Below are 25000 nucleotides of genomic sequence, written 5' to 3'. Positions count from 1 at the left end.
CGGCACGCCGCGAGATACCCGTGCACGCCCGAACCTTCGAGAATGGGTCGAGAAGATGTCTCACCAGCCCACCGTCCAGGCCCCCGTCATCGACATCGACGCGTACAACAGCACCGCTGTGCGACTCCCCGAAGGAGCTCTGCACGAGCTCTTCGCCGCGCAGGCCGCCCGGACTCCGGATGCTGTGGCACTGGTGTGCGGGGAGCGTGAACTCACCTACCGTGCACTGGAGTCGGCCGCCTCGGCGCTGGCTCACATGCTGCGCGACCGGGGCGTTCGGCCCGGCGATGGCGTCGCACTTCTCCAGGACCGCTCCCTCGCCTACGTCGTCGCGATGCTCGCGGTTCTGAAGGCTGGTGGAGCGTATGTTCCGCTCGATCCGCGTCAGCCGGAGGAGCGGCAGGCGTTCATTCTCGCCGACACCGGTGCCGTTCTGCTCGTCACCGACCGCGATGAGCAGGATGTGGCCTTCGCCGGCAGTCTCCCCGTGCTGCGGCTCGCCGAGGACGTGACTCTGCCGAAGCAGGACATGGGTGCTTTCGATGTTGTGGTTCATCCTGATCAGCTTGCGTATGTGATGTATACGTCGGGTTCGAGTGGTGTGCCGAAGGGGGTTGCCAATACGCACCGTAATGTGGTTGAGCTGGCGTTTGATCCTTGGTGGGGTGTGGAGGAGCGGTATCGGCGGGTGCTTGCGTATTCGCCGCTCGCTTTTGATTCTTCGACTTATGAGCTGTGGGTTCCGTTGCTGAGTGGCGGTACTGCTGTCGTTCTTCCGGTTGCCAAGGTCGATGTCGCTGAGCTGGGTGAGGCGCTGGTGCGGCACGAGATCAGTGCGGTGTATTTCACGACGGCGCTTTTCGATGCGATGGCTTCGGAGGCCGTGGAGTCTCTCGTGGGTCTGTCGGAGATCTGGACGGGCGGTGATGTGCTTTCTCCTGTTGCGCTTCAGAGGGTGCTTGATGCGTGCCCGGCGACTTGTGTGGTTCATGCCTATGGTCCGACCGAGTCCACGGTTTTCTGCAGTTACCAGGCATTCGGCCCTGGCGAACGGACGGTCGAGCGCCTGCATCTGGGTGTGCCGATGGCCAATACCCGTATGTATGTTCTTGATGCGGGGCTGCGGCCTGTGGTTCCCGGGGTGGTGGGTGAGCTGTATGTCGGTGGCAGTCATCTGGCCCGTGGGTATGTCGGGCGGGGTGCCTTGTCGGCTGAACGGTTTGTCGCCGACCCGTATGGGCCTGCTGGTGAGCGGATGTACCGTACGGGGGATCTGGCGCGCTGGAACGAGCATGGCGAGATGGTCTTCGAGGGCCGTGCCGATCAGCAGGTCAAGCTCCGCGGGTTTCGTATTGAGCCCGGCGAGGTCGAGGCTGTTCTTCTTGATCACGGCTCTGTGGCCCAGGCCGCGGTGATCGTGCGGGAGGACCGTCCTGGTGACAAGCGTCTTGTCGCCTACACCGTGCCTGCCGCGGGGGCTCGCGTGGACATTGAGATCCTGCGCCGTGACTGCGTGAGCCGGCTCGCCGAGTACATGGTGCCCTCTGCCTTCGTCGAGCTCGACACCTTGCCGCTCACCGCGAACGGCAAACTCGACCGGCGGGCCCTGCCCGCCCCCCACATCAGCGGTGACGCCGACGGACGGACCCCGCGCACTCCGGTCGAGGAGGTGCTGTGCGGACTGTTCGCCGATGCCCTCGGACTGCCGGCCGTCTCCATCGACGACGACTTCTTCCGCCTCGGCGGCCACTCCCTCCTCGCTACCCGTCTCGTCGGCCGCATCCGTACCGCCCTCGTCACCGGGCTCTCCCTGCGCGACTTCTTCCAGTACCCCACCGTCGCCGGACTTTCCCAGCGGATCGCCGCGGGCTCCGGCGGGGCTCCGCTCCCCGCGCTCACCGCCGCCGGCCGCTCCGACGACGACCTTCCGCTTTCGGCGGCCCAGCGGCGTCTGTGGTTCCTCGATCAGATGGAGGGCCCGTCCGCCACCTACAACATCCCCCTCGCCGTCCGCTTCACCGGCCCCGTCGATCCTGAGATCCTGCGACAGGCCCTCGCCGACATCCTCGCCCGTCACGAGATCCTTCGGACGACCTACCCCGTCCACGAGGGGGAGCCCCGGCAGCACATCGCCCCCGCCGACGAAGTCGGCGTGCCGCTGGACGTCGTCTCCGTCACCGAGGACGAATTGCCCGGCCGGCTGGCCGACGAGACCGCGCATCTCTTCGACCTCGCCACCGAGCTTCCGCTGCACACGGTGTTGTTCGAGACCGCGCCGAACCGAAGCGTCCTCGCCCTCGTCGTGCACCACATCGCCTCTGACGGCTGGTCCAACACGCCCCTCATGCGGGACCTCGGCACTGCCTACACCGCCCGCATCGAGGGTGCCGCGCCCGCGTGGGAACCGCTGCCCGTCCAGTACGCCGACTACGCCCTGTGGCGAGAGACACTGCTCGACGCTCAGGAGGAGAAGCAGCTCGACCACTGGCGCGGCACCCTTGAACAGCTCCCCACCGAGGTGACCCTGCCCACCAGCCGGCCCCGCCCGGTCGTGGCCTCTTACCTCGGCACCACCCACACCGTGCACTGCCCGGCCGAGACCCATCAGGCCCTCTTCACCCTGGCCAGGGAGCACGGTGTCACCCTCTACATGGTCGCTCAGGCGGCCACCGTGGCCATGCTGGCACGCTCGGGCGCCGGTACCGACATCCCGCTCGGCTCCTTGGTCGCCGGCCGTACCGACGAAGCTCTGGAAGACCTGGTGGGCTTCTTCGTCAACACCCTCGTCCTGCGCACCGACGTCAGCGGCAACCCGACGTTCCGTGAACTCCTCGACCGGGTCCGCGAGACCGACCTGGCAGCCTGGGCCCACCAGGACATCCCCTTCGACCGGCTCGTCGAAGCCCTCAACCCCGAACGCTCCGCAGCCCGCCACCCGCTCTTCCAGGTCATGCTCACCCTCGCCGAGGCAGCCGAGGCGACGCCGAAGATGCCCGGAGTGCGCACCGAGACCCATCAACTCGGCACGGGCGCAGCCAAGTTCGACCTGACCGTCAACTTCTACGAGCACCGCGACCGGATCGGGCACCCCAACGGACTCGACATCGTCCTGGAGTACGCCACCGACCTGTACGACACCGGCATTATCGAGGCGGCCGCCGAGCGCCTCGTGCGGGTCCTGGACGCAGTCATCGCCGACCCCGACGTCAGGGTCGCCGACATCGAGCTGCTCTCGGCCCGCCAGCACCGAGCGCTGCTGACGGACTACAACGACACCACCGTCGCCCTGCCCGAGGGCACACTGCATGGGCTGTTCGCCGCGCAGGCCGCCCGGACTCCGGACGCTGTGGCACTGGAGTGCGGCGGTCGGGCGATGAGCTACCGCGAGCTCGATCGTGCCTCGGACGTGTTCGCCTGCCAGCTGGCCGCGCAAGGCATCCTGCCCGGCTCCTCCGTCGGCCTCTATCTCGACCGCTCGGTGGAGTTCATGGTCACGGCACTCGCGGTTCTGAAGGCTGGTGGAGCGTATGTTCCGCTCGATCCGCGTCAGCCGGAAGAGCGCCTCGCGTTCATCCTCGCTGACACTGGCGCCCCGCTTCTCGTCACCGACCGGCCGGCGGACGAGGTGCTCTTCGCCCACGGCCTGCACGTGATCACCACACCAGACATCTCCGGACTCCTCGCCGACGCAGGGGCCGGTGTTCCTGATGTTGTGGTTCATCCTGATCAGCTTGCGTATGTGATGTATACGTCGGGTTCGAGTGGTGTGCCGAAGGGGGTTGCCAATACGCACCGTAATGTGGTTGAGCTGGCGTTTGATCCTTGGTGGGGTGTGGAGGAGCGGTATCGGCGGGTGCTTGCGTATTCGCCGCTCGCTTTTGATTCTTCGACTTATGAGCTGTGGGTTCCGTTGCTGAGTGGCGGTACTGCTGTCGTTCTTCCGGTTGCCAAGGTCGATGTCGCTGAGCTGGGTGAGGCGCTGGTGCGGCACGAGATCAGTGCGGTGTATTTCACGACGGCGCTTTTCGATGCGATGGCTTCGGAGGCCGTGGAGTCTCTCGTGGGTCTGTCGGAGATCTGGACGGGCGGTGATGTGCTTTCTCCTGTTGCGCTTCAGAGGGTGCTTGATGCGTGCCCGGCGACTTGTGTGGTTCATGCCTATGGTCCGACCGAGTCCACGGTTTTCTGCAGTTACCAGGCATTCGGCCCTGGCGAACGGACGGTCGAGCGCCTGCATCTGGGTGTGCCGATGGCCAATACCCGTATGTATGTTCTTGATGCGGGGCTGCGGCCTGTGGTTCCCGGGGTGGTGGGTGAGCTGTATGTCGGTGGCAGTCATCTGGCCCGTGGGTATGTCGGGCGGGGTGCCTTGTCGGCTGAACGGTTTGTCGCCGACCCGTATGGGCCTGCTGGTGAGCGGATGTACCGTACGGGGGATCTGGCGCGCTGGAACGAGCATGGCGAGATGGTCTTCGAGGGCCGTGCCGATCAGCAGGTCAAGCTCCGCGGGTTTCGTATTGAGCCCGGCGAGGTCGAGGCTGTTCTTCTTGATCACGGCTCTGTGGCCCAGGCCGCGGTGATCGTGCGGGAGGACCGTCCTGGTGACAAGCGTCTTGTCGCCTACACCGTGCCTGCCGCGGGGGCTCGCGTGGACATCGAGATCCTGCGCCGTGACTGCGTGAGCCGGCTCGCCGAGTACATGGTGCCCTCTGCCTTCGTCGAGCTCGACACCTTGCCGCTCACCGCGAACGGCAAACTCGACCGGCGGGCCCTGCCCGCTCCCCACATCAGCGGTGGTGTCGGTGTTGGCGGACGACAGGGCCGCACTCCGGTCGAGGAGGTGCTGTGCGGACTGTTCGCCGATGCCCTCGGACTGCCGGCCGTCTCCATCGACGACGACTTCTTCCGCCTCGGCGGCCACTCCCTCCTCGGCACGAGGCTGGTCAGCCGCATTCGGCAGCTCCTCGGCGCCCGGGTCTCCGTACGCGACCTCTTCCGCTGCCCCAGCGTCGCCCGGTTCGCCGAGTTCCTCGCCGAGACCGACGGCGGGGACCGCCGCCCGGTCCTCAGCGCCGCCGCACGGCCGGCTCGCATTCCGCTCTCGGCGGCCCAGCGGCGTCTGTGGTTCCTCGATCAGATGGAGGGCCCGTCCGCCACCTACAACATCCCACTCGCCGTCCGCCTCACCGGTGTCCTCGACGCCGACGCACTGCACCTTGCCCTCCGCGATGTCGTCGGCCGTCACGAGGCACTCCGCACTGTCTTCCCTGCTGAACAGGGCACCCCGCACCAGCTGGTTGTGCCGCCCGACGAGGCGCGCGTCGAACTTTCCGTCATCCCAGCAACGGCCGACGCGCTCCCCACAGTCCTGCGAGACCTGTCCGCCACCACCTTTGACCTCTCGCGCGAACTGCCGCTACGCGCCGACCTGGTGAGGATCTCCGACGACGAGCACGTCCTTCTCCTGGTCACCCACCACATCGCCTCTGACGGCTGGTCCAACACACCTCTCATGCGGGACCTCGGCACTGCCTACACCGCCCGCATCGAGGGTGCCGCGCCCGCGTGGGAACCGCTGCCCGTCCAGTACGCCGACTACGCCCTGTGGCGAGAGACACTGCTCGACGCTCAGGAGGAGAAGCAGCTCGACCACTGGCGCGGCACCCTTGAACAGCTACCGGAGGAGGCCACCCTCCCCGCAGACCGGGCCCGGCCGGCTACCGCCTCGTACCGAGGAGCCTCGCTCACCGTCCAGTGCCCCGCCGATCTCCACGAGGCGCTGACCCGGCTGGCCCGCGAGAACGGCACCACGCTCTTCATGGTTGCCCAGGCGGCTACCGCAGTTCTCCTGGCGCGTTCCGGGGCGGGCTCCGACATCCCGCTCGGCTCGCCTGTCGCCGGCCGTACCGACGGAGCTCTGGAAGACCTGGTGGGCTTCTTCGTCAACACCCTCGTCCTGCGCACCGACGTCAGCGGCAACCCGACGTTCCGCGAACTCCTCGACCGGGTCCGCGAGACCGACCTGGCAGCCTGGGCCCACCAGGACATCCCCTTCGACCGGCTCGTCGAAGCCCTCAACCCCGAACGCTCCGCAGCCCGCCACCCGCTCTTCCAGGTCATGCTGTCGGTGACCGACGCGGCCGGACCAGTGCCCGAACTCAGAGGCCTGCGAGCCGAGTCCGAGTTCACCGCGCTCGACATCGCCAAGTTCGACCTGACATTCACCTTCCACGAGCACCGAACCGGCGACGGCGCCCCGGCCGGCCTCGATATCACCGTCGAGTACGCCACCGACCTCTACGAGGCTGCCACCGTGTCGGCCGTCACCTCGCGGCTGGTCCGGCTTCTCGAAGCAGCCGCCGGTACCCCGGACGTCCCGATCGCGGATCTCGACGTGCTGGCCGCCGAGGAGCGCAGGCTGCTCCTCGACACCTGGCACGGAACCCGGCGCGACCGTCCCGCTGCCTCGCTGCCCCAGCTGTTCGCTGCCCAGGCATCCCGCACACCGGACGCGGTCGCCGTCACCCTGGGCGGCCGGCGCTTGACATACGCGGAGCTCGACCGGCGTGCCAACCGGCTGGCCCACCGGCTGATCGAGAAGGGCGTACGACCCGGCTCCCGAGTGGTTCTCTTCCTTGAGCGCTCTCTCGAAGCCGTCGTGGCGATCCTCGCGATCGTCAAGGCCGGTGCCGTGTACGTCCCGCTCGACACCCGCTACCCGACGGAACGCATCGGACTCATTGTGCGTATGTCCGGCGGCGCCCTCTTCCTCACCGACCGCGAGCTGGCCGGACTCGAACTGCCACGGGGCGCGCAGGTCCTGAATGTGGCCGACGGCACAGAGGGTCTGCCGGAGACAGCGCCCCAGATCGAGGTCCACCCCGAGCAGCCGGCCTACGCGATGTTCACTTCGGGCTCGACCGGTGTACCCAAGGGCGTCGCCATCACCCATCGCAACGTCGCGGAACTGGCTGCCGACGATGCCTTCGCCTCCGATGCCCACCGCCGGGTCCTGCTTCACTCACCGCTCGCCTTCGACGCCACTACCTACGAGCTGTGGGCGCCCCTGCTGTCCGGCGGGACGTTGGTCGTGGCCCCGCCGGGGTTGCTCGACACGGCCACCTTGGCGACCGTACTGAAGGATGAGTCGATTACCGGGTTGTGGCTTACGGCGGGTCTGTTCCGGCTGGTCGCGGAGGAGGATCCGGGTGCGTTCGCTGGTCTGGGTGAGCTGTGGACGGGTGGTGACGTGGTACCGCCGGAGGCTGTGCGCCGGGTGATGGATGCCTGTCCGGACCTGACGGTGGTCAACGGGTACGGGCCGACGGAGACGACGACTTTCGCCACGTCCCACCCCCTGCACCGGCCCTTCGACTACGACGGTGCTCTCCCCATCGGACGCCCCCTCGACAACACCCGCCTCTACGTCCTCGACGAACACCTCGCACTTGTCGCCCCCGGCGTCCCCGGCGAGCTGTACATCGCCGGCACCGGACTCGCCCAGGGCTACCTGGACCGTCCCACCCAGACCGCTGAGCGGTTCGTCTCCGATCCCTACGGCCCGCCCGGCTCCCGCATGTACCGGACCGGCGACCTCGTACGCTGGTCGCGGGAAGGCGAGATCGAGTACCTGGGCCGGGCTGACCAGCAGGTGAAGCTCCGCGGCTTTCGCATAGAACCGGGCGAGACCGAATCGGCACTGATGGCACATGCCTCCGTGGCCCAGGCCGCGGTGATCGTCCGCGAGGACCGCCCCGGCGACAAACGCCTCGTCGCCTACCTCGTCGGCACACCCGGCACACCATGGGACCCGGACGAGCTGCGTGTCCACGCGGGCGATCTCCTGCCCGACTACATGGTTCCGTCCGCCTTCGTACTTCTGGACGCCCTGCCCCTTACCGAGAACGGCAAGCTCGACCGCCGCTCCCTGCCCGCACCGTCGGCCCCAGCCGAGAGCATCGGCCGCCCGCCGCGCAATCCACGCGAGGAAGTGCTCTGCGGGCTGTTCGCCGACATCCTCGGTGTTCCCACCGTTTCCATCGACGACGACTTCTTCCGCCTCGGTGGGCACTCCCTGCTCGCCACCCGGCTCGTCAGCCGGATCCGTAGCGCCCTCGGGGCCGAACTCCCGGTCCCTGCCCTTTTCGAGAACCCGAACGTGGCCAGTCTGGCCGAGCGGCTCGACGGCGCCGAGAGCGCACGCCCGAAGCTGCGGCCGATGCGCCGGATGGGAGCCTCCCAGTGATCCCCCTGTCATACGCCCAGCAACGACTGTGGTTCCTCGCCCAACTGGAGGGTCCCTCGGCGACCTACAACATTCCGTTGGCACTCCGGCTCACCGGGGCTCTGGACACCGAGGCCCTGCGCCGCGCACTCGGCGACGTCGTCGCACGCCACGAGAGCCTGCGCACGGTCTACCCCGAGCGTGACGGTGCCCCCTACCAGGAGGTCCTCGCTGCCGAGGAGGTGCGCTTCGATGTGCCGATCCTGCACGCGGACGAGGCCGGCCTCACCGAGATCCTGGCCGCCGAGTCGGCCCACGTCTTCGACCTCGCCGCCGATATCCCCGTGAAGGCACGGCTGATCCGGCTCGCCGACGGCTCGCCGTCGGCGGAGCCCGGCTCCGACCGGGACCAGGAGCACATACTCCTGGTCGTCATGCACCACATCGCCTCTGACGGCTGGTCCATCGCCCCACTCCTGCGCGACCTTGCCGGCGCCTATCGCGCACGCCTCGCCGGACAGGCCCCGGAACAGGATCCGCTGGAGATCCAGTACACCGACTACACCCTCTGGCAGCACGAACTGCTGGGCGACCCCGATGCCCAGGACAGCGTCATGGCCCGGCAGACCGCGTACTGGCGTGAGCAGTTGGCCGGGCTGCCGGCCGAGGCCACCCTTCCTGTGGACCGGCCCCGCCCCGCTGTCACCTCCTACCGCGGCGACAGCCGGGGCCTGCACTGCCCGCCGGAGACCCATGCTGCCCTCGTCGAGCTGGCGAAGGAGAGCGGTGCCACCCTCTTCATGGCGGCCCAGGCGGCACTCGCGACTGTCCTCGCCGCCTCCGGCGCCGGCACCGATGTCCCCGTCGGCTCCCCGGTCGCCGGCCGCACGGACGAGGCGCTCGACGACCTCGTGGGCTTTTTCGTCAACACGCTGGTGCTGCGCACGGACGTCAGCGGCGACCCGACGTTCCGGCAGCTCCTGGAGCGGGTCCGTACCACCGACCTCGGCGCCTGGGCTCACCAGGACCTGCCCTTCGACCGGCTTGTCGAGGCACTCAACCCTGAGCGTACGGGCGACCGCCACCCCCTCTTCCAGGTCATGCTGACCCTGGTACGGGCCGGCGCCACGGACTCCGGCGCCGACTTCCCGGGGCTGCGGGCCCGTGCCGAATACTCTCCCACCAGCACCGCCAAGTTCGATCTGACCGTCGGCTTCGATGAGCACCTCACTCCCGACGGCCGGCCCGGCGGACTCGACATCACCGCCGAGTACGCCACCGATCTGTACGATCCCGAGACCATCGAAGCCCTTCTCGCGCGGCTCGGGCGGCTGCTCGCCGAGGCCGTCGCTCACCCGGACACCCCGCTCTCGGGCCTGGACCTGCTCGACCCAGACGAGCGCACTCTGCTCCTCGACACCTGGGCCGGCCACGCCACCCCGGTGCCCGGTGCCTCGGTCGCCGACCTCTTCACCGCGCAGGTCGCGCGCACCCCGGACGCCATCGCCCTCACCTACGCGGGCCGCACGTTCACCTACGCTGAAGTTGACACCGTCGCCAACCGGTTCGCCCATCATCTCGTCTCGCTCGGTGTCGGGCCCGAGACCGTCGTCGCCGTTCTGATGGAACGCTCCGCCGACCTTGTCCTGTCGCTGCTCGCCATTGCCAAGGCCGGTGGTGTCTACGCCCCCCTCAATGCCGTCGACCCGGCCTCGCGGCTCAGCCGTATCCTCACCGACACGGCTGCCCCAGTGCTCCTGGTCGACCCGGCCCTCGCCGACCACGAGATCCTGACCGAGGAGACCGGAGCGCGCGCCGTCCTCGTCGACGGGCTCGCGGACGATCCGGTCCTCTGCGCACATCCGGCGACCGCGCCCGAGATCGCCACGCATCCTGACCAGTGGCTGTACGTCATGTTCACTTCGGGCTCGACCGGTGTACCCAAGGGCGTCGCCATCACCCATCGCAACGTCGCCGAACTCGCACGCGACGAGAGCTGGATGCGCCCCGCCCACGCCCACGTGCTCTTCCATTCGCCCCACACCTTTGACGCCTCAACCTTCGAACTCTGGGTGCCCTGGCTGTCGGGCGGCACCGTCTCGGTCGCCCCGCCCGGAGTTCTCGACACGGCCACCCTGGCGACCGTACTGAAGGATGAGTCGATTACCGGGTTGTGGCTTACGGCGGGTCTGTTCCGGCTGGTCGCGGAGGAGGATCCGGGTGCGTTCGCTGGTCTGGGTGAGCTGTGGACGGGTGGTGACGTGGTACCGCCGGAGGCTGTGCGCCGGGTGATGGATGCCTGTCCGGACCTGACGGTGGTCAACGGGTACGGGCCGACGGAGACGACGACTTTCGCCACGTCCCACCCCCTGCACCGGCCCTTCGACTACGACGGTGCTCTCCCCATCGGACGCCCCCTCGACAACACCCGCCTCTACGTCCTCGACGAACACCTCGCACTTGTCGCCCCCGGCGTCCCCGGCGAGCTGTACATCGCCGGCACCGGACTCGCCCGCGGCTACCTGGACCGTCCCACCCAGACCGCTGAGCGGTTCGTCTCCGATCCCTACGGCCCGCCCGGCTCCCGCATGTACCGGACCGGCGACCTCGTACGCTGGTCGCGGGAAGGCGAGATCGAGTACCTGGGCCGGGCTGACCAGCAGGTGAAGCTCCGCGGCTTTCGCATAGAACCGGGCGAGACCGAATCGGCACTGATGGCACATGCCTCCGTGGCCCAGGCCGCGGTGATCGTCCGCGAGGACCGCCCCGGCGACAAACGCCTCGTCGCCTACCTCGTCGGCACACCCGAAACCGACCTCGCGGCCTTGCGCCGTCATGCGGCGGACGCTCTGCCCGACTACATGGTTCCGTCCGCCTTCGTACTTCTGGACGCCCTGCCCCTCACGACGAACGGCAAGCTCGACCGCCGCGCCCTGCCGCGGCCCGTGCTGGGCGGAGGGAGCGAGGGCCGGGCTCCGCGCAACCCCGTCGAGGAGGTGCTGTGCGGGCTGTTCGCCGACATCCTCGGCAGCCCGTCCGTCACCGTCGACGACCACTTTCTGCGGCTCGGTGGGCACTCCCTGCTCGCCACCCGGCTCGTCAGCCGGATCCGTAGCGCCCTCGGCGCCAGGATCACGGTTCGTGACATCTTTCAGTGTCCGACGGTGGCGCAGCTTGCCGAGCTGGTCGCGGTGAGCGGGGGTGGCGAGGAGCGGCCGGCCCTTGTGGTCCAGGAGCGTCCTGAGCGGATTCCGCTCTCGTCGGCTCAGCAGCGCCTGTGGTTCCTCGATCAGCTGGAGGGTCCCTCGGCGACTTACAACATTCCGTTGGCACTCCGGCTCACCGGGGCTCTGGACACCGAGGCCCTGCGCCGCGCACTCGGCGACGTCGTCGCACGCCACGAGGCCCTGCGGACTGTCTTCCGGACCGTCGACGGCGAGGCCTATCAGCACATTCTGCCTGCCGATGAGATCGGCATACCGCTGCCGACGGTGCCGGCCACCGAGAAGACCCTCGATGCGCTGGTGGCCGAGGAGAGTGCCAAAGTCTTCGACCTGACGGCCGAACTCCCGCTGCGCGCGACCTTGCTGGCCCTGGCAGATGACGTCCACGTCCTGGTGGTCATCGCCCATCACATCGCCTCCGACGGCTGGTCGAACGCGCCTTTCTTCGCAGACCTGGCCCGGGCTTACGAGGCCCGTTGTGAGGGGGTGGCTCCCGTGTGGGCGCCGCTCCCGGTGCAGTACGCCGACTACACGCTCTGGCAGCGAGACCTGCTCGCCACCGAGCAGCTGCCCCAACTCGACTTCTGGCGGGAGGCGCTCGCCGGCCTCCCGGAGGAGGCGACCCTTCCCGCGGACCGTCCGCGGCCGGCTGTCGCCTCGTACCAGGGCGCTACGTACACCGAGTCCTGCCCCGCCTCGGTCCATCGGGCCCTGACCGGGCTGGCGCGTGAGACCGGTACCACTCTGTTCATGGTGGCTCAGGCTGCTGTCGCGGTTGTGCTGGCGCGGTGTGGTGGTGGAAAGGATGTCCCGATCGGTTCGCCGGTCGCGGGGCGGACGGATCAGGCTCTCGATGATCTCGTGGGCTTTTTCGTCAATACGTTGGTTCTGCGTACGGATGTGGGTGGTGATCCCACCTTCCGTGAGTTGTTGGGCCGGGTGCGGGAAGCGGATCTTGCCGCGTGGGCTCACCAGGATCTTCCGTTCGACCGGCTTGTCGAGGCTCTCAACCCTGAGCGTTCGGCTTCCCGGCATCCGATGTTCCAGGTGATGCTCACCGTGGGTGACACGGCGGTGGGCGCACCTGGGCTCGGTGGTCTGCGGGCCGAGTTCTTGGCGCCGGAGCTGCGGATCGCCAAGTTCGACCTGACCTTTGCATTCGGTGAGCGGAGGACGGCGGACGGCAGCCCGGACGGACTGGACATCACCGTCGAATACGCCACCGACCTCTACGAACGTTCCACGGCCCGGGCAGCCGTCGAGCGACTCGTCCGTTTCTTGGCCGACGCCGTCACCGAACCTGACCAGCCGGTCTCCCGGCTGGCTCTCCTCACCGACGAGGAGACCCACAGCCTCGCCCGGTGGAGCGGAGCTGTTACCGAGGCACCCCGCCTCGGTCTGGACGGTTTGTTCGGGGCGCAGGTGGTGCGGGCGCCGGAGGCGCCGGCGCTGGTGTTCGAGGATCAGGTGATCTCGTACGGGGAGCTGGATGTCTGGTCCAACCGGTTGGCGCGGTATCTGACCGGTCGTGGTGTGCGTCCTGGTGATCTCGTCGGTGTGCATGTCGAGCGTTCGCCTCACATGGTGGCGTCGATCCTTGCTGTGCTGAAGGCTGGTGCGGGTTACACGATGCTCGATCCGCTGTTTCCGGTTGAGCGGCTCAATGGTGTTCTGGGGCAGGTGGCGCCGGCGGCACTTATCACCCAGAGTCACCTTGCCGCGCTCGCTACTGAGGCGGTTGTGGTGGATCTGACGGCTGAGGCGGGAGAGGTGAGCGGGCTTCCGGGAACCGCGGTGGAGACTTCGGGTTCACCTGAGTCGGTGGCCTGTGTGATGTTCACTTCGGGCTCGACGGGCCTGCCCAAGGGGGTGATGGCTTCTCATCGGGCGCTCGCTGCGACGTTCGTGGGGCCGGACTATCTGGCTTTCGGTCCGCAGCAGACGTTCCTGCAGTGTTCTCCGGTCTCGTGGGACGCTTTCGCTCTTGAGGTGTTCGGTCCGTTGTTGCATGGCGGTGTCTGTGTGCTCCAGCCCGGTCAGCACACCGACCCGAACCTGATCGCCGAGCTGGTCGAACGGCACCGGGTGACCACGCTTCAGATGTCCGCGAGTCTCTTCAACCACATGCTCGATGAGCATCCGCAGACATTCGCCCATCTGAAAGAAGCGATGACGGCGGGGGAGGCCGCCTCGCCGGCGCATGTCACCCGTGCTCTCACCGATCATCCCCGGCTTCATGTGCTCAATGGCTATGGTCCGGCCGAGAGCATGGGCTTCACCACTGCCTTCACCGTCAGCGCCGGTACCGGTGCGGGCATCACCAGTGTCCCTGTGGGGGGCCCGCTCCGGGGCAAGCACGCCTACGTGCTCGACGCGGATCTGGAGATTGCGGCTCCTGGTGTGCCGGGTGAACTGTACGTAGCCGGCCACGGCCTCGCACACGGGTACATCGGTCAGCAGGCCCTGACCGCACAGCGGTTCGTCGCCAACCCGCACGGCCCTGCCGGGTCCCGTATGTACCGCACGGGTGACCTCGCCCGCTGGAACAGTCAAGGCGCTCTGGAATACCTGGGACGCGGCGACGAGCAGATCAAGCTCCGTGGCTTCCGTATCGAACCCGGTGAGATCGAGGCCGCTCTTCTCAGCCACCCAGCCGTCGCGCAGGCCGCCGCGGTCGTCCGGGAAGACCGCCCCGGCGACAGATGCCTCGTCGCTTACGCCGTCGCGGAGACAACTCCCGGCGAACTGCGCCGGCACACCACCGCCCGACTGCCGGAATACATGATCCCCTCGGCCTTCGTCATCCTGAAGGAACTACCGCGCACGGTCAACGGCAAGCTCGACCGCCGCGCTCTGCCCGCGCCCGATCTGGACACACCGACCGAGAACAGCCGCCAACCCCGCAATCCCGCCGAGGAAATCCTCTGCGGTCTCTTCGCCGACAACCTCGGCCTCGACTCCGTCAGCATCGACGACAACTTCTTCCACCGCGGCGGACACTCCCTCCGCGCCACGAAGCTCACCTCCAAGATCCGCGACGCCTTCGGCGTACGGCTCGGAGTTCGTGACATCTTTCAGTGTCCGACGGTGGCGCAGCTTGCCGAGCTGGTCGCGGTGAGCGGGGGTGGCGAGGAGCGGCCGGCCCTTGTGGTCCAGGAGCGTCCTGAGCGGATTCCGCTCTCGTCGGCTCAGCAGCGCCTGTGGTTCCTCGATCAGCTGGAGGGTCCCTCGGCGACTTACAACATTCCGTTGGCACTCCGGCTCACCGGGGCTCTGGACACCGAGGCCCTGCGCCGCGCACTCGGCGACGTCGTCGCACGCCACGAGGCCCTGCGGACTGTCTTCCCCTCCGAGGGCGGCCTGCCTCACCAGGCGGTCCGGCCTCTCGCGGCGACCGGCTTCGCTCTCCCGGTGATCCCGGTGACGGAGGAGTCTCTGCCTCAGGTGCTGGCCGGACTGGCCGGCACCACGTTCGACCTTTCCACTGATCTGCCCATCCGCGCGGATCTGGTGAAACTGTCCCCCGAGGAGCACGTGCTCCTGGTGGTGATGCATCACATCGCCTCCGACGGCTGGTCGAACGCGCCTTTCTTCGCCGACCTGGCCCGGGCTTACGAGGCCCGTTGTGAGGGGGTGGCTCCCGTGTGGGCGCCGCTCCCGGTGCAGTACGCCGACTACACGCTCTGGCAGCGAGACCTGCTCTCTGGCGATGAGGAGCGCCAGCTCTCCTTCTGGCGAGAGCAACTGGCCGGACTACCGGAAGAGGTGAGCCTCCCGGCGGACCGTCCGCGGCCGGCTGTCGCGTCCTACCGCGGGGCCACCCGCAAGGTGTCCGCCGCCGCTCGGACACACGCTGCCCTGACCGGGCTGGCGCGTGAGACCGGTACCACTCTGTTCATGGTGGCTCAGGCTGCTGTCGCGGTTGTGCTGGCGCGGTGTGGTGGTGGAAAGGATGTCCCGATCGGTTCGCCGGTCGCGGGGCGGACGGATCAGGCTCTCGATGATCTCGTGGGCTTTTTCGTCAATACGTTGGTTCTGCGTACGGATGTGGGTGGTGATCCCACCTTCCGTGAGTTGTTGGGCCGGGTGCGGGAAGCGGATCTTGCCGCGTGGGCTCACCAGGATCTTCCGTTCGACCGGCTTGTCGAGGCTCTCAACCCTGAGCGTTCGGCTTCCCGGCATCCGATGTTCCAGGTGATGCTCACCGTGGGTGACACGGCGGTGGGCGCACCTGGGCTCGGTGGTCTGCGGGCCGAGTTCTTGGCGCCGGAGCTGCGGATCGCCAAGTTCGACCTGACCTTTGCATTCGGTGAGCGGAGGACGGCGGACGGCAGCCCGGACGGACTGGACATCACCGTCGAATACGCCACCGACCTCTATGAAACCCGCACCATAGAGGGCCTTCTGGAGCGCATGCTGATCCTTTTGGAGTCCGCCGCCGCCCACCCCGACACAGCGGTCAGCTCCCTGTCCCTCCTTCCTGAGGAGGAGCGGGACCTCCTCGCCACATGGTCGGGTGCGCCGACCCGTGGCCCGGAAACTGGTCTGGACGGTTTGTTCGGGGCGCAGGTGGTGCGGGCGCCGGAGGCGCCGGCGCTGGTGTTCGAGGATCAGGTGATCTCGTACGGGGAGCTGGATGTCTGGTCCAACCGGTTGGCGCGGTATCTGACCGGTCGTGGTGTGCGTCCTGGTGATCTCGTCGGTGTGCATGTCGAGCGTTCGCCTCACATGGTGGCGTCGATCCTTGCTGTGCTGAAGGCTGGTGCGGGTTACACGATGCTCGATCCGCTGTTTCCGGTTGAGCGGCTCAATGGTGTTCTGGGGCAGGTGGCGCCGGCGGCACTTATCACCCAGAGTCACCTTGCCGCGCTCGCTACTGAGGCGGTTGTGGTGGATCTGACGGCTGAGGCGGGAGAGGTGAGCGGGCTTCCGGGAACCGCGGTGGAGACTTCGGGTTCACCTGAGTCGGTGGCCTGTGTGATGTTCACTTCGGGCTCGACGGGCCTGCCCAAGGGGGTGATGGCTTCTCATCGGGCGCTCGCTGCGACGTTCGTGGGGCCGGACTATCTGGCTTTCGGTCCGCAGCAGACGTTCCTGCAGTGTTCTCCGGTCTCGTGGGACGCTTTCGCTCTTGAGGTGTTCGGTCCGTTGTTGCATGGCGGTGTCTGTGTGCTCCAGCCCGGTCAGCACACCGACCCGAACCTGATCGCCGAGCTGGTCGAACGGCACCGGGTGACCACGCTTCAGATGTCCGCGAGTCTCTTCAACCACATGCTCGATGAGCATCCGCAGACATTCGCCCATCTGAAAGAAGCGATGACGGCGGGGGAGGCCGCCTCGCCGGCGCATGTCACCCGTGCTCTCACCGATCATCCCCGGCTTCATGTGCTCAATGGCTATGGTCCGGCCGAGAGCATGGGCTTCACCACTGCCTTCACCGTCAGCGCCGGTACCGGTGCGGGCATCACCAGTGTCCCTGTGGGGGGCCCGCTCCGGGGCAAGCACGCCTACGTGCTCGACGCGGATCTGGAGATTGCGGCTCCTGGTGTGCCGGGTGAACTGTACGTAGCCGGCCACGGCCTCGCACACGGGTACATCGGTCAGCAGGCCCTGACCGCACAGCGGTTCGTCGCCAACCCGCACGGCCCTGCCGGGTCCCGTATGTACCGCACGGGTGACCTCGCCCGCTGGAACAGTCAAGGCGCTCTGGAATACCTGGGACGCGGCGACGAGCAGATCAAGCTCCGTGGCTTCCGTATCGAACCCGGTGAGATCGAGGCCGCTCTTCTCAGCCACCCAGCCGTCGCGCAGGCCGCCGCGGTCGTCCGGGAAGACCGCCCCGGCGACAGATGCCTCGTCGCTTACGCCGTCGCGGAGACAACTCCCGGCGAACTGCGCCGGCACACCACCGCCCGACTGCCGGAATACATGATCCCCTCGGCCTTCGTCATCCTGAAGGAACTACCGCGCACGGTCAACGGCAAGCTCGACCGCCGCGCTCTGCCCGCGCCCGATCTGGACACACCGACCGAGAACAGCCGCCAACCCCGCAATCCCGCCGAGGAAATCCTCTGCGGTCTCTTCGCCGACAACCTCGGCCTCGACTCCGTCAGCATCGACGACAACTTCTTCCACCGCGGCGGACACTCCCTCCGCGCCACAAGACTGATCAGCCGCATCCGTGCCGTCTGGGACACCCGCATCACCATCAGCGACCTGTTCCAGAGTCCCACCCCAGCGCTGCTCGCCGAACACATCGCGGCGGGCAGTGGGGCCGACGCCTTCGGCGCCGTCCTGCCCATCCGGTCTGCCACCGAGGCCAGCTCCGACGGGGCACCGCTGTTCTGCGTGCACGCGGTGTCCGGCATGAGCTGGGGCTACGCCGGGCTGCTGCCCCATCTCGACCGGGACAGGCCCCTCATCGCGCTCCAGGCCCGAAGGCTCACCGGCCCACAGGGGGCGCCAACCTCCGTCGAAGGGATGGCCGACGACTACCTCGCCGAGATCCGGCGCATTCAGCCCCACGGGCCGTACCACCTGCTCGGCTGGTCCTTCGGCGGTCTGGTCGCGCACGCAATCGCCGCCCGGCTGGAAGCGGCCGGTGAAGAAGTGGCCCTGCTGGCTCTTCTCGACTCCTACCCGCTGCCCGACGGGTTCCGAGTTCCGGAGATCGACGGCCGGCACGTACTGACCTCCCTCCTCGGCACGCTCGGCGAGACGGTACCGGTGCGCTGTGCGGACAGCACACCGGATGTCGCCGAACTGGCCGAGGCGCTCCGGGGGGCCGACCCCGTGCTCGGTGCGCTGGAGCACGCGCAGGCAGCGGCCGTCGTGGCCGCCACTCTGGACAACCTGCGGATGCGCTACCGGTACGTGCCGGACGTCGCATTCGGTGGACACACGGTGTTCTTCGATGCCACGGGTACGCCCGCGCCCCTGTCGGGCGCGGACGCCTGGGCGCCGTACCTCACCGGCCGCATTGAGGAGTTCGCGGTCGACTGCGAGCACGCTCGGATGACCGAGGCGGAGCCGCTGGGCGAGATCGGGCGAGTGCTCGCCCGCAGGCTGCGGCCCGCCCGCATCTGACCGGGGGAGCGTCCTGAACACCGGGGCCGGTACGGCGGTGAAGCGCCCTGCAGGCCCCGGTGCCTTCCGCTCAGCCTCTGGGAGCCGATGTCCGCCACCGGCCCGCAGCCCTTCCCGAACCCCCACCCGCGCCTTGCCGGCCAAGGCCAGTCCGACCCTCATCCGCCGCACAGGTCCTAACTGCCCGCATACTGCCGCCCGACCAGCCGGGTCGGCACTGCGGTGCTGCCTAGCGTTGGGGATGTCCGCACGATCGGCCAGGCCCGTGAGCGGTGCGGTCCGGCCCGCAGAGGAAGTCAAGGACATGGTGGATCATTCCGGTTGGCGGGTCGGCGTCGCCTCGGCTCCCATACATCACGGCGAAATTCTCCAGGGCGTCTTCCCGCACCGAGGCCGGCCGACCCGAGGGCTGGTCACTCTGCCTTGCACGGTCTACACGGCCCGGGCTTCGTTCATCCCCGCGCGAGGCAAGGAGCTGACTGTCTCCCCGGCCTGGAAGACCAAGGCAATGCGCTCCGCGCAACTCACCGCAGAGGCGTGCATACCGGTCGGTGAGGGTCCGGTCGGCGGCCGCCTCATACTCACGGATGACGTCCCTCTCTGCCGCGGTTTCGGCTCCTCCACCAGCGACGTGCTGGCCGCGGTCTGGGCCGTCCAGGACGCCTTGGTGAATCCGTTGCCCGCCGAGGAGGTCGCTCGGATCGCGGTGCGCGCCGAGACCGCGTCCGACTCACTGATGTTCAACGAGAGCTCGGTTCTCTTCGCTCAGCGTGAGGGCAAAGTCATCGAGGACTTCGGCTATCGCATGCCCACTGTGCGAGTGCTCGGATTCGGCTCAAGACCCGAGAACGAAGGCAAGGGAGTCGATACCCTGGCCTTCCCGCCGGCCGAATACGGAGCCGCCGAGCTGAAGCTCTTCGCCGACCTCCAGGTCATGCTGCGCGAGGCCATCCAGGCCAAGGACGTCGCCCTCGTGGGTGCCGTCGCCACCGCCAGCACCGACATCAACCAGCGTCATCTGCCCATCCCGCGCCTCGATGGCCTGCGGACCATCGTCCGCGAGACCGGAGCGCTCGGCATACAGACCGCGCACAGCGGCGACATCGCAGGCCTTCTCTACGACCGTGACGACCCCGAGGTCGAGGCCCGCACCGAGCACGCCCAGCGACTGCTGCACAACATCGGCATCCACGAACAGTGGATCTTCACGACGGGTGACTGACATGACTACGACCACGATCGCGGGCGCCGTCAAGCTGCACGACTCGGTGGTGGACGCCACCGAACTGCCCCGCATCATCCAGGTGACCGACAACCTCTACGCCGCCGCGTTCAGCCTGATGAAGCTGCTGCCCGCGCGCTACATCATCGACCGCGCCGAAGCCGCGGGCGTGCTGCGGCCCGGCACTCGCGTCATCGAGACCTCCTCCGGTACCTTCGCCCTCGGTCTGGCGATGGTCTGCCGACTGCGCGGCTACGATCTGACCATCGTCGGCGACTCCGCCATCGACCGCGACCTGCGCAACCGCCTGGAGATGCTCGGCGCCGACGTCGAGATCGTCGAGTACGCCGGTCAGGCCGGCGGCATCCAGGGCGCCCGCCTCGCCCGTGTCGCGGAGCTCCAGCGGCTCCATCCCGACAGCTTCGTCCCCGGCCAGTACGACAACCCGGACAACCCCGGCGCCTACTCCGTGGTCGCCGACCTCATCGGCGAGACCGTTGGCTCCGTGGACTGCCTTGTCGGCCCGGTCGGCTCCGGCGGCTCCACGGGTGGCCTTGCCGCCGCTCTGCGTCCTGCCGACCCGGCCCTGCACCTCGTCGGCGTCGACACTCACGGATCGATCATCTTCGGCACCCCCGACGGCCCGCGTACCCTGCGCGGGCTCGGCAGCAGTATCCACCCGGGCAACGTCAAGCACAGCGCCTATGACGAGGTGCACTGGGTCACCGCTTCCGAAGCCTTCCACGCCACCCATGAACTCTTCCGCAACCACGGTCTGTTCATGGGACCCACCAGCGGCGCCTCCTTCCAGGTCGCCTCCTGGTGGGCCGCGCACAACCCCGACAGCAAGGTCGTCATGGTGCTTCCCGACGAGGGATACCGCTACCAGTCCACTGTCTACCACGCCGAGTGGCTCCGCGAGCAGGGCATCGAGCCCGCCCCCAGCCCCGGCGGTCCCGTCACCGTCGACCACCCGCTGGATGCCCCGAACTCCTGGACCCGCCTGGTCTGGGCCCGCCGCGGATTCGACGACGTGGTGACGCCGGAGGTACAGGCGTGAACACCCCCCAGCTTCTGCTCGTCGAGTCCAATACCACCGGCACCGGACGCCAGTTCGCCCAACGAGCCCATGCCTTCGGCGCCGAACCCGTGTTGCTCACCGCCGATCCCGGCCGCTACCCCTACGCCGCCGAGGACGGCCTGCGCACCGTTGTCGTCGACACCGCCGACGACAATGCCCTGTGGGCCGCCGCGACCGCCCTCGCCGACCGCGCGCCGATCGCCGGGGTGCTCTCCAGCTCCGAGTACTACGTGGCCACGGCAGCCGACCTCGCGCTGCGGCTCGGCCTGCACGGTCCCTCTGCCGACGCGGTCCGTTCCTGCCGAGACAAGTCCCTTCAGCGGAGCGCCCTGGCCGCTGCCGGGGTTCCCGTGCCTCTCTTCGCAGTGGCAGGTGACGTCTCGGAGGCCCTTGCCGCTGCTCAGTGGCTGGGTGGCCCGGTCGTCGTCAAGCCCGTCCAGGGGTCGGGGAGCCTGGGTGTGCGGCTCTGCCGCGACCGTGACGAGGTTGCCGAGCACACGAGTGTCCTGCTCGCCACCACCGTAAACGAACGTGGCATCAGTACTCCCGGAGTCGTCCTCGTCGAGCAGTACCTGACCGGCCGTGAGTTCTCCGTGGAGGTATTCGCAGAGAACGCCCTCGTGACCGTCGCCAAGCACGTCGGCGCACCCCCGGTCTTCGTTGAGACGGGCCATGACGTCCCCGCCCTCCTGCCCCCCGACCAGGCCGCCGCGCTCATCAACAGTGCCGTTCGCGCCGTCAAGGCTCTCGGCCTCGGCTGGGGGGCAGCCCACGTCGAGCTCCGGCTCGACGGCGACGTGGCCCGCGTCATCGAGGTCAACCCCCGGCTGGCCGGCGGCATGATCCCGGAGCTCGTACGCCGCGCCCACGGCATCGACCTGGTCGGCGCTCAGGTGCGGGCCGCACTCGGCGAAGACATCACCGACCTCATCCGCCCCGGGGCTGACACCTCCACCGGAGCGGCCTCCATCCGCTTCCTCACCACCCGCACCGAGAGCGTCCTCGCGGACGTCACCGCTGCCGAGTCGGCCGCCAGAGCCGTGCCCGGTGTCGTCGACACCGCTCTGTACCGCCCGGTCGGCACTCGGGTCGGACCAGCCGAGGACTTCCGCGGCCGGGTGGGCCACGTCATCGCCGCCGGGGGGACCCCCGACCGTACCGCCGAGGCCGCCGAGGCCGCCCTCGCCGCCCTCGCCGGCGCACTAAAAATTCCTGAGAGCCTCGTCACCAAGGATGTTCTGCCGGTATGACTGACAGCAGCCACGTATCTGGCCCGCCCGCTACCGGCACTGGGGAGGCCGGTGTGGACACCGGGCGGCTGCGCACCGGGCTCGACCCGCGCGCCCACCGCATCGTCTACGGGCAATATCAATCTGACGGGGACGACCCTGTCGGCGGCGAACTACGACTGATCAGCGAGGTCGACCGAGCCCACCTGGTGATGCTCACCGAACGCGGCATCGTCGACACCACTCGCGCGGGGGCCCTCCTCGACACCGTCGAAGCCCTGCGTGCCGACGACTTCGCCCCCGTTCGCGACCGCCCCATGCCCCGTGGCCTGTACTTGGCGTACGAGGGCTGGCTCGTCGACAGACTCGGCCAGCAAACCGGTGGAGTCCTGCACACCGGGCGCTCCCGCAACGACCTCAATGCCACCACCGTACGTCTGAAGGCGCGTGGCCCCTACAGCGAACTCCTCGACGAAGTCACCGTGCTGATCCGCGTCCTGCTGGAGAAGGGCGAGGCGTACCAGGACGTAACCATGCCCGCGTACACCCACGGCCAGCCCGCAGTCCCCATCAGTTACGGCCACTACCTCACCGGCACCGCCGGTGCGGTGCTGCGCTCGCTGGAGGGACTCCTTGACGCCGGCCGGGAGATCGACGTCAATCCGCTCGGCGCCGGGGCGGTCGGCGGAACCTCCGTGCCCGTCGACCCCTCCCGCACTGCCGAACTCCTCGGTTTCACCACCGCCGCGCCCAACTCCGTCGACGCCGTCGCCTCTCGTGACTTCGTCCTGCGGATGCTCTCGTCCGCCGCCGTACTCGGCGTACTCCTCGCCCGAGTCGCCCGCGACCTCACCTGGTGGACCACCGAGGAATTCGGGCTGCTGAGAATGGCCGACGACCTCGTCGGGTCCAGCTCGATGATGCCGCAGAAGCGCAACCCCTTCCTCCTCGAACACATACAGGGCCGCTCGACAGCCGCCCTCGCCGGATTCACCGGCGCCGCCGCGTCCATGGCCACCGCCGGCTACACCAACGCCATCGCCGTCGGCACCGAGGCTGTACGCCACCTCTGGCCCGCCCTGGCCGACACCACCCAGGCCGTCACCCTGCTCCGGCTCGTCGTAGCCGGAGCGGAACCCAACCGGGAACAGATGCGTGAACGCGCGCGGGAGGGGCTCACCTCGGCCACCTACCTCGCTGAACGCCTCGTCGTCGACGGTATCCCCTTCCGCACCGCCCACCACCTGGTCGGCGAGACTGTCCTCGCCGCCCTCGACGGCGGAGCACCCCTGTCCGACGCGGCCCGCGCCCACCCGGCGGTCGCCCCCGCCGCCGCAGGCTATCCGGCCGACTGGCTCGACCCCGAGACCGTCGCCAGTGCCTGCACCCACGGCGGTGGGCCCGGCGGCCCGGCGCAGACCGCCGCCTTGGCCCGCGCGCACGCAGAGCTGCGCCGTCTCACCGCCGAGTCGGGCGCCCGACGGGCCCGCTGGGCCGATGCCGCCAGGCGGCTCGACAGCTCCGTCGCCAAGGTGGTGGCGGAGCGATGAGCACAAGGCCCAGGTCCGGACTGTTGCGGCAGCACGACTTCCGGCTGCTCTGGGCGGGAGAGACCGCCAGCCGCTTCGGCAGCAACATCACTGGCGTCGCCATGCCGCTGGTGGCCGTGGTCACCCTGGACGCGAGTACCTTCTGGGTCAGCGCCCTGGCCGCCGCCGCGTGGCTGCCCTGGCTCCTGATCGGCCTGCCGGCCGGGGCATGGGTCGACCGGCTGCCCCGGCGTCCCCTCATGGTGACCTGCAATCTTCTCTCGCTCGTCCTCCTGCTCAGCGTGCCCGCCGCTGCCTGGCTCGACGTGCTGACCATGGGCCAGCTGCTCGTTGTCTCGCTGTTCACCGGCCTCGCAAACGTCTTCTTCTCCATCGCCTACCGGGTCTACCTGCCGTTCGTCGTCAATCGTGAGCACCTCACCGAGGCCAACGCCAAGCTGCAGGGCAGCGAGTCGGCGGCGCAGCTGGCCGGGCTCGGCGGCGGCGGCGTCCTGGCGGGGGTGTTCGGCGCGGTCACCGGACTGCTCGCCGACGCCGCGACCTTCCTTGCCTCCACGTTCTGCCTCCTCGGCATCCGCGCCACCGAACCGCCACCGAAGAAGCCTGAGCGCCCCACCACCCTGCGCAAGGACGTAGCGGAGGGCCTGCGGCACACCCTGCGAGACCCCTACCTGCGCGTTCTCACCACCTACGGCACCGTCACCAACCTGCTGCTCACCGGATACCAGGCCATCCTGACCGTATTCCTCGTTCGCGAGCTCCACGTCGGCGAGGCCACCGTGGGCTGGCTCCTCGCGGGCAGCAGCGTCGGCGGGCTGCTCGGTGCCGTCGTAGCCACTCCGATCGCCCGCCGCTTCGGCACAGCCCGCGGCATGCTCCTGTGCAAGTTCGCCACCGCTCCCTTCGGCCTGCTCATCCCACTTGCCGAACCGGGCTGGCGGGTCGTCCTGCTCCCCCTGGGCGGTGCCGTTCTCGCCCTGGGCGTGGTTTCCGCCAACGTCATCCAGGGTGCCTTCCGGCAGACGTACTGTCCGCCGCAGCTTCTCGGCCGGATCACCGCCAGTGTCTCCGTCGCCAACTTCGGTGCCATACCGGTCGGTTCGCTCCTCGGCGGTGTACTCGGCGGTGTGCTCGGACTACGGCCCACGCTCTGGCTGCTCACCTCTGGCCTTGCGGTCAGTTCTGTCCTGCTCCTGATCGGCCCGCTGCGTGGCCGCCGCGACCTGCCCACCGAACCCCCCGGCGACCTCGCCAAGCCTGCCGGGCCGGCGTCCGCCCTCGTGTCCGGCGCGGACGCCGGCGTCCTTGAGGACTCCGGGGTGCCCACCCCGCCCTTGCGGCGGGCACCCCGGGAGACAGACCCCGCGCAACGCTGATCCGACCC

At 68.6% G+C, this 25000-nt stretch carries 7 protein-coding genes; all 7 read left to right on the top strand.

Annotation, left to right across the window (positions count from 1 at the left end; all coding sequences use genetic code 11):
* Positions 1-55 precede the first annotated feature (55 nt).
* Positions 56-8245 (top strand): non-ribosomal peptide synthetase, encoded by an 8190-nt coding sequence (locus RLT58_RS35125; protein ID WP_311314779.1) that lies wholly within the window; start codon positions 56-58, stop codon positions 8243-8245.
* Complete coding sequence (locus RLT58_RS35120; protein WP_311314778.1) at positions 8242-18534, top strand: non-ribosomal peptide synthetase; 10293 nt, start codon at positions 8242-8244, stop codon at positions 18532-18534. Before RLT58_RS35125 ends, RLT58_RS35120 begins: the two co-directional genes overlap by 4 nt.
* Positions 18535-18838: 304 nt before the next feature.
* Complete coding sequence (locus RLT58_RS35115) at positions 18839-19756, top strand: GHMP family kinase ATP-binding protein (RefSeq protein WP_311314777.1); 918 nt, start codon at positions 18839-18841, stop codon at positions 19754-19756.
* Between the two features lies 1 nt (position 19757).
* Positions 19758-20816 (top strand): PLP-dependent cysteine synthase family protein, encoded by a 1059-nt coding sequence (locus RLT58_RS35110; RefSeq protein ID WP_311314776.1) that lies wholly within the window; start codon positions 19758-19760, stop codon positions 20814-20816.
* Positions 20813-22087 carry an ATP-grasp domain-containing protein gene (locus tag RLT58_RS35105; protein WP_311314775.1) on the top strand — a complete coding sequence of 425 codons (1275 nt, stop codon included), beginning with the start codon at positions 20813-20815 and terminating at the stop codon, positions 22085-22087. Before RLT58_RS35110 ends, RLT58_RS35105 begins: the two co-directional genes overlap by 4 nt.
* Complete coding sequence (gene argH, locus RLT58_RS35100) at positions 22084-23616, top strand: argininosuccinate lyase (RefSeq protein WP_311314774.1); 1533 nt, start codon at positions 22084-22086, stop codon at positions 23614-23616. Before RLT58_RS35105 ends, argH begins: the two co-directional genes overlap by 4 nt.
* Complete coding sequence (locus RLT58_RS35095; protein ID WP_311314773.1) at positions 23613-24992, top strand: MFS transporter; 1380 nt, start codon at positions 23613-23615, stop codon at positions 24990-24992. The genes argH and RLT58_RS35095 overlap by 4 nt, the downstream gene beginning before the upstream one ends.
* Positions 24993-25000: the final 8 nt, after the last annotated feature.

The organism is Streptomyces sp. ITFR-16, from assembly GCF_031844705.1.
Lineage (GTDB): Bacteria > Actinomycetota > Actinomycetes > Streptomycetales > Streptomycetaceae > Streptomyces.
The sequence above is the reverse complement of the archived record's forward strand: the minus strand, read 5'-3'. Positions and strand labels throughout refer to the sequence as shown.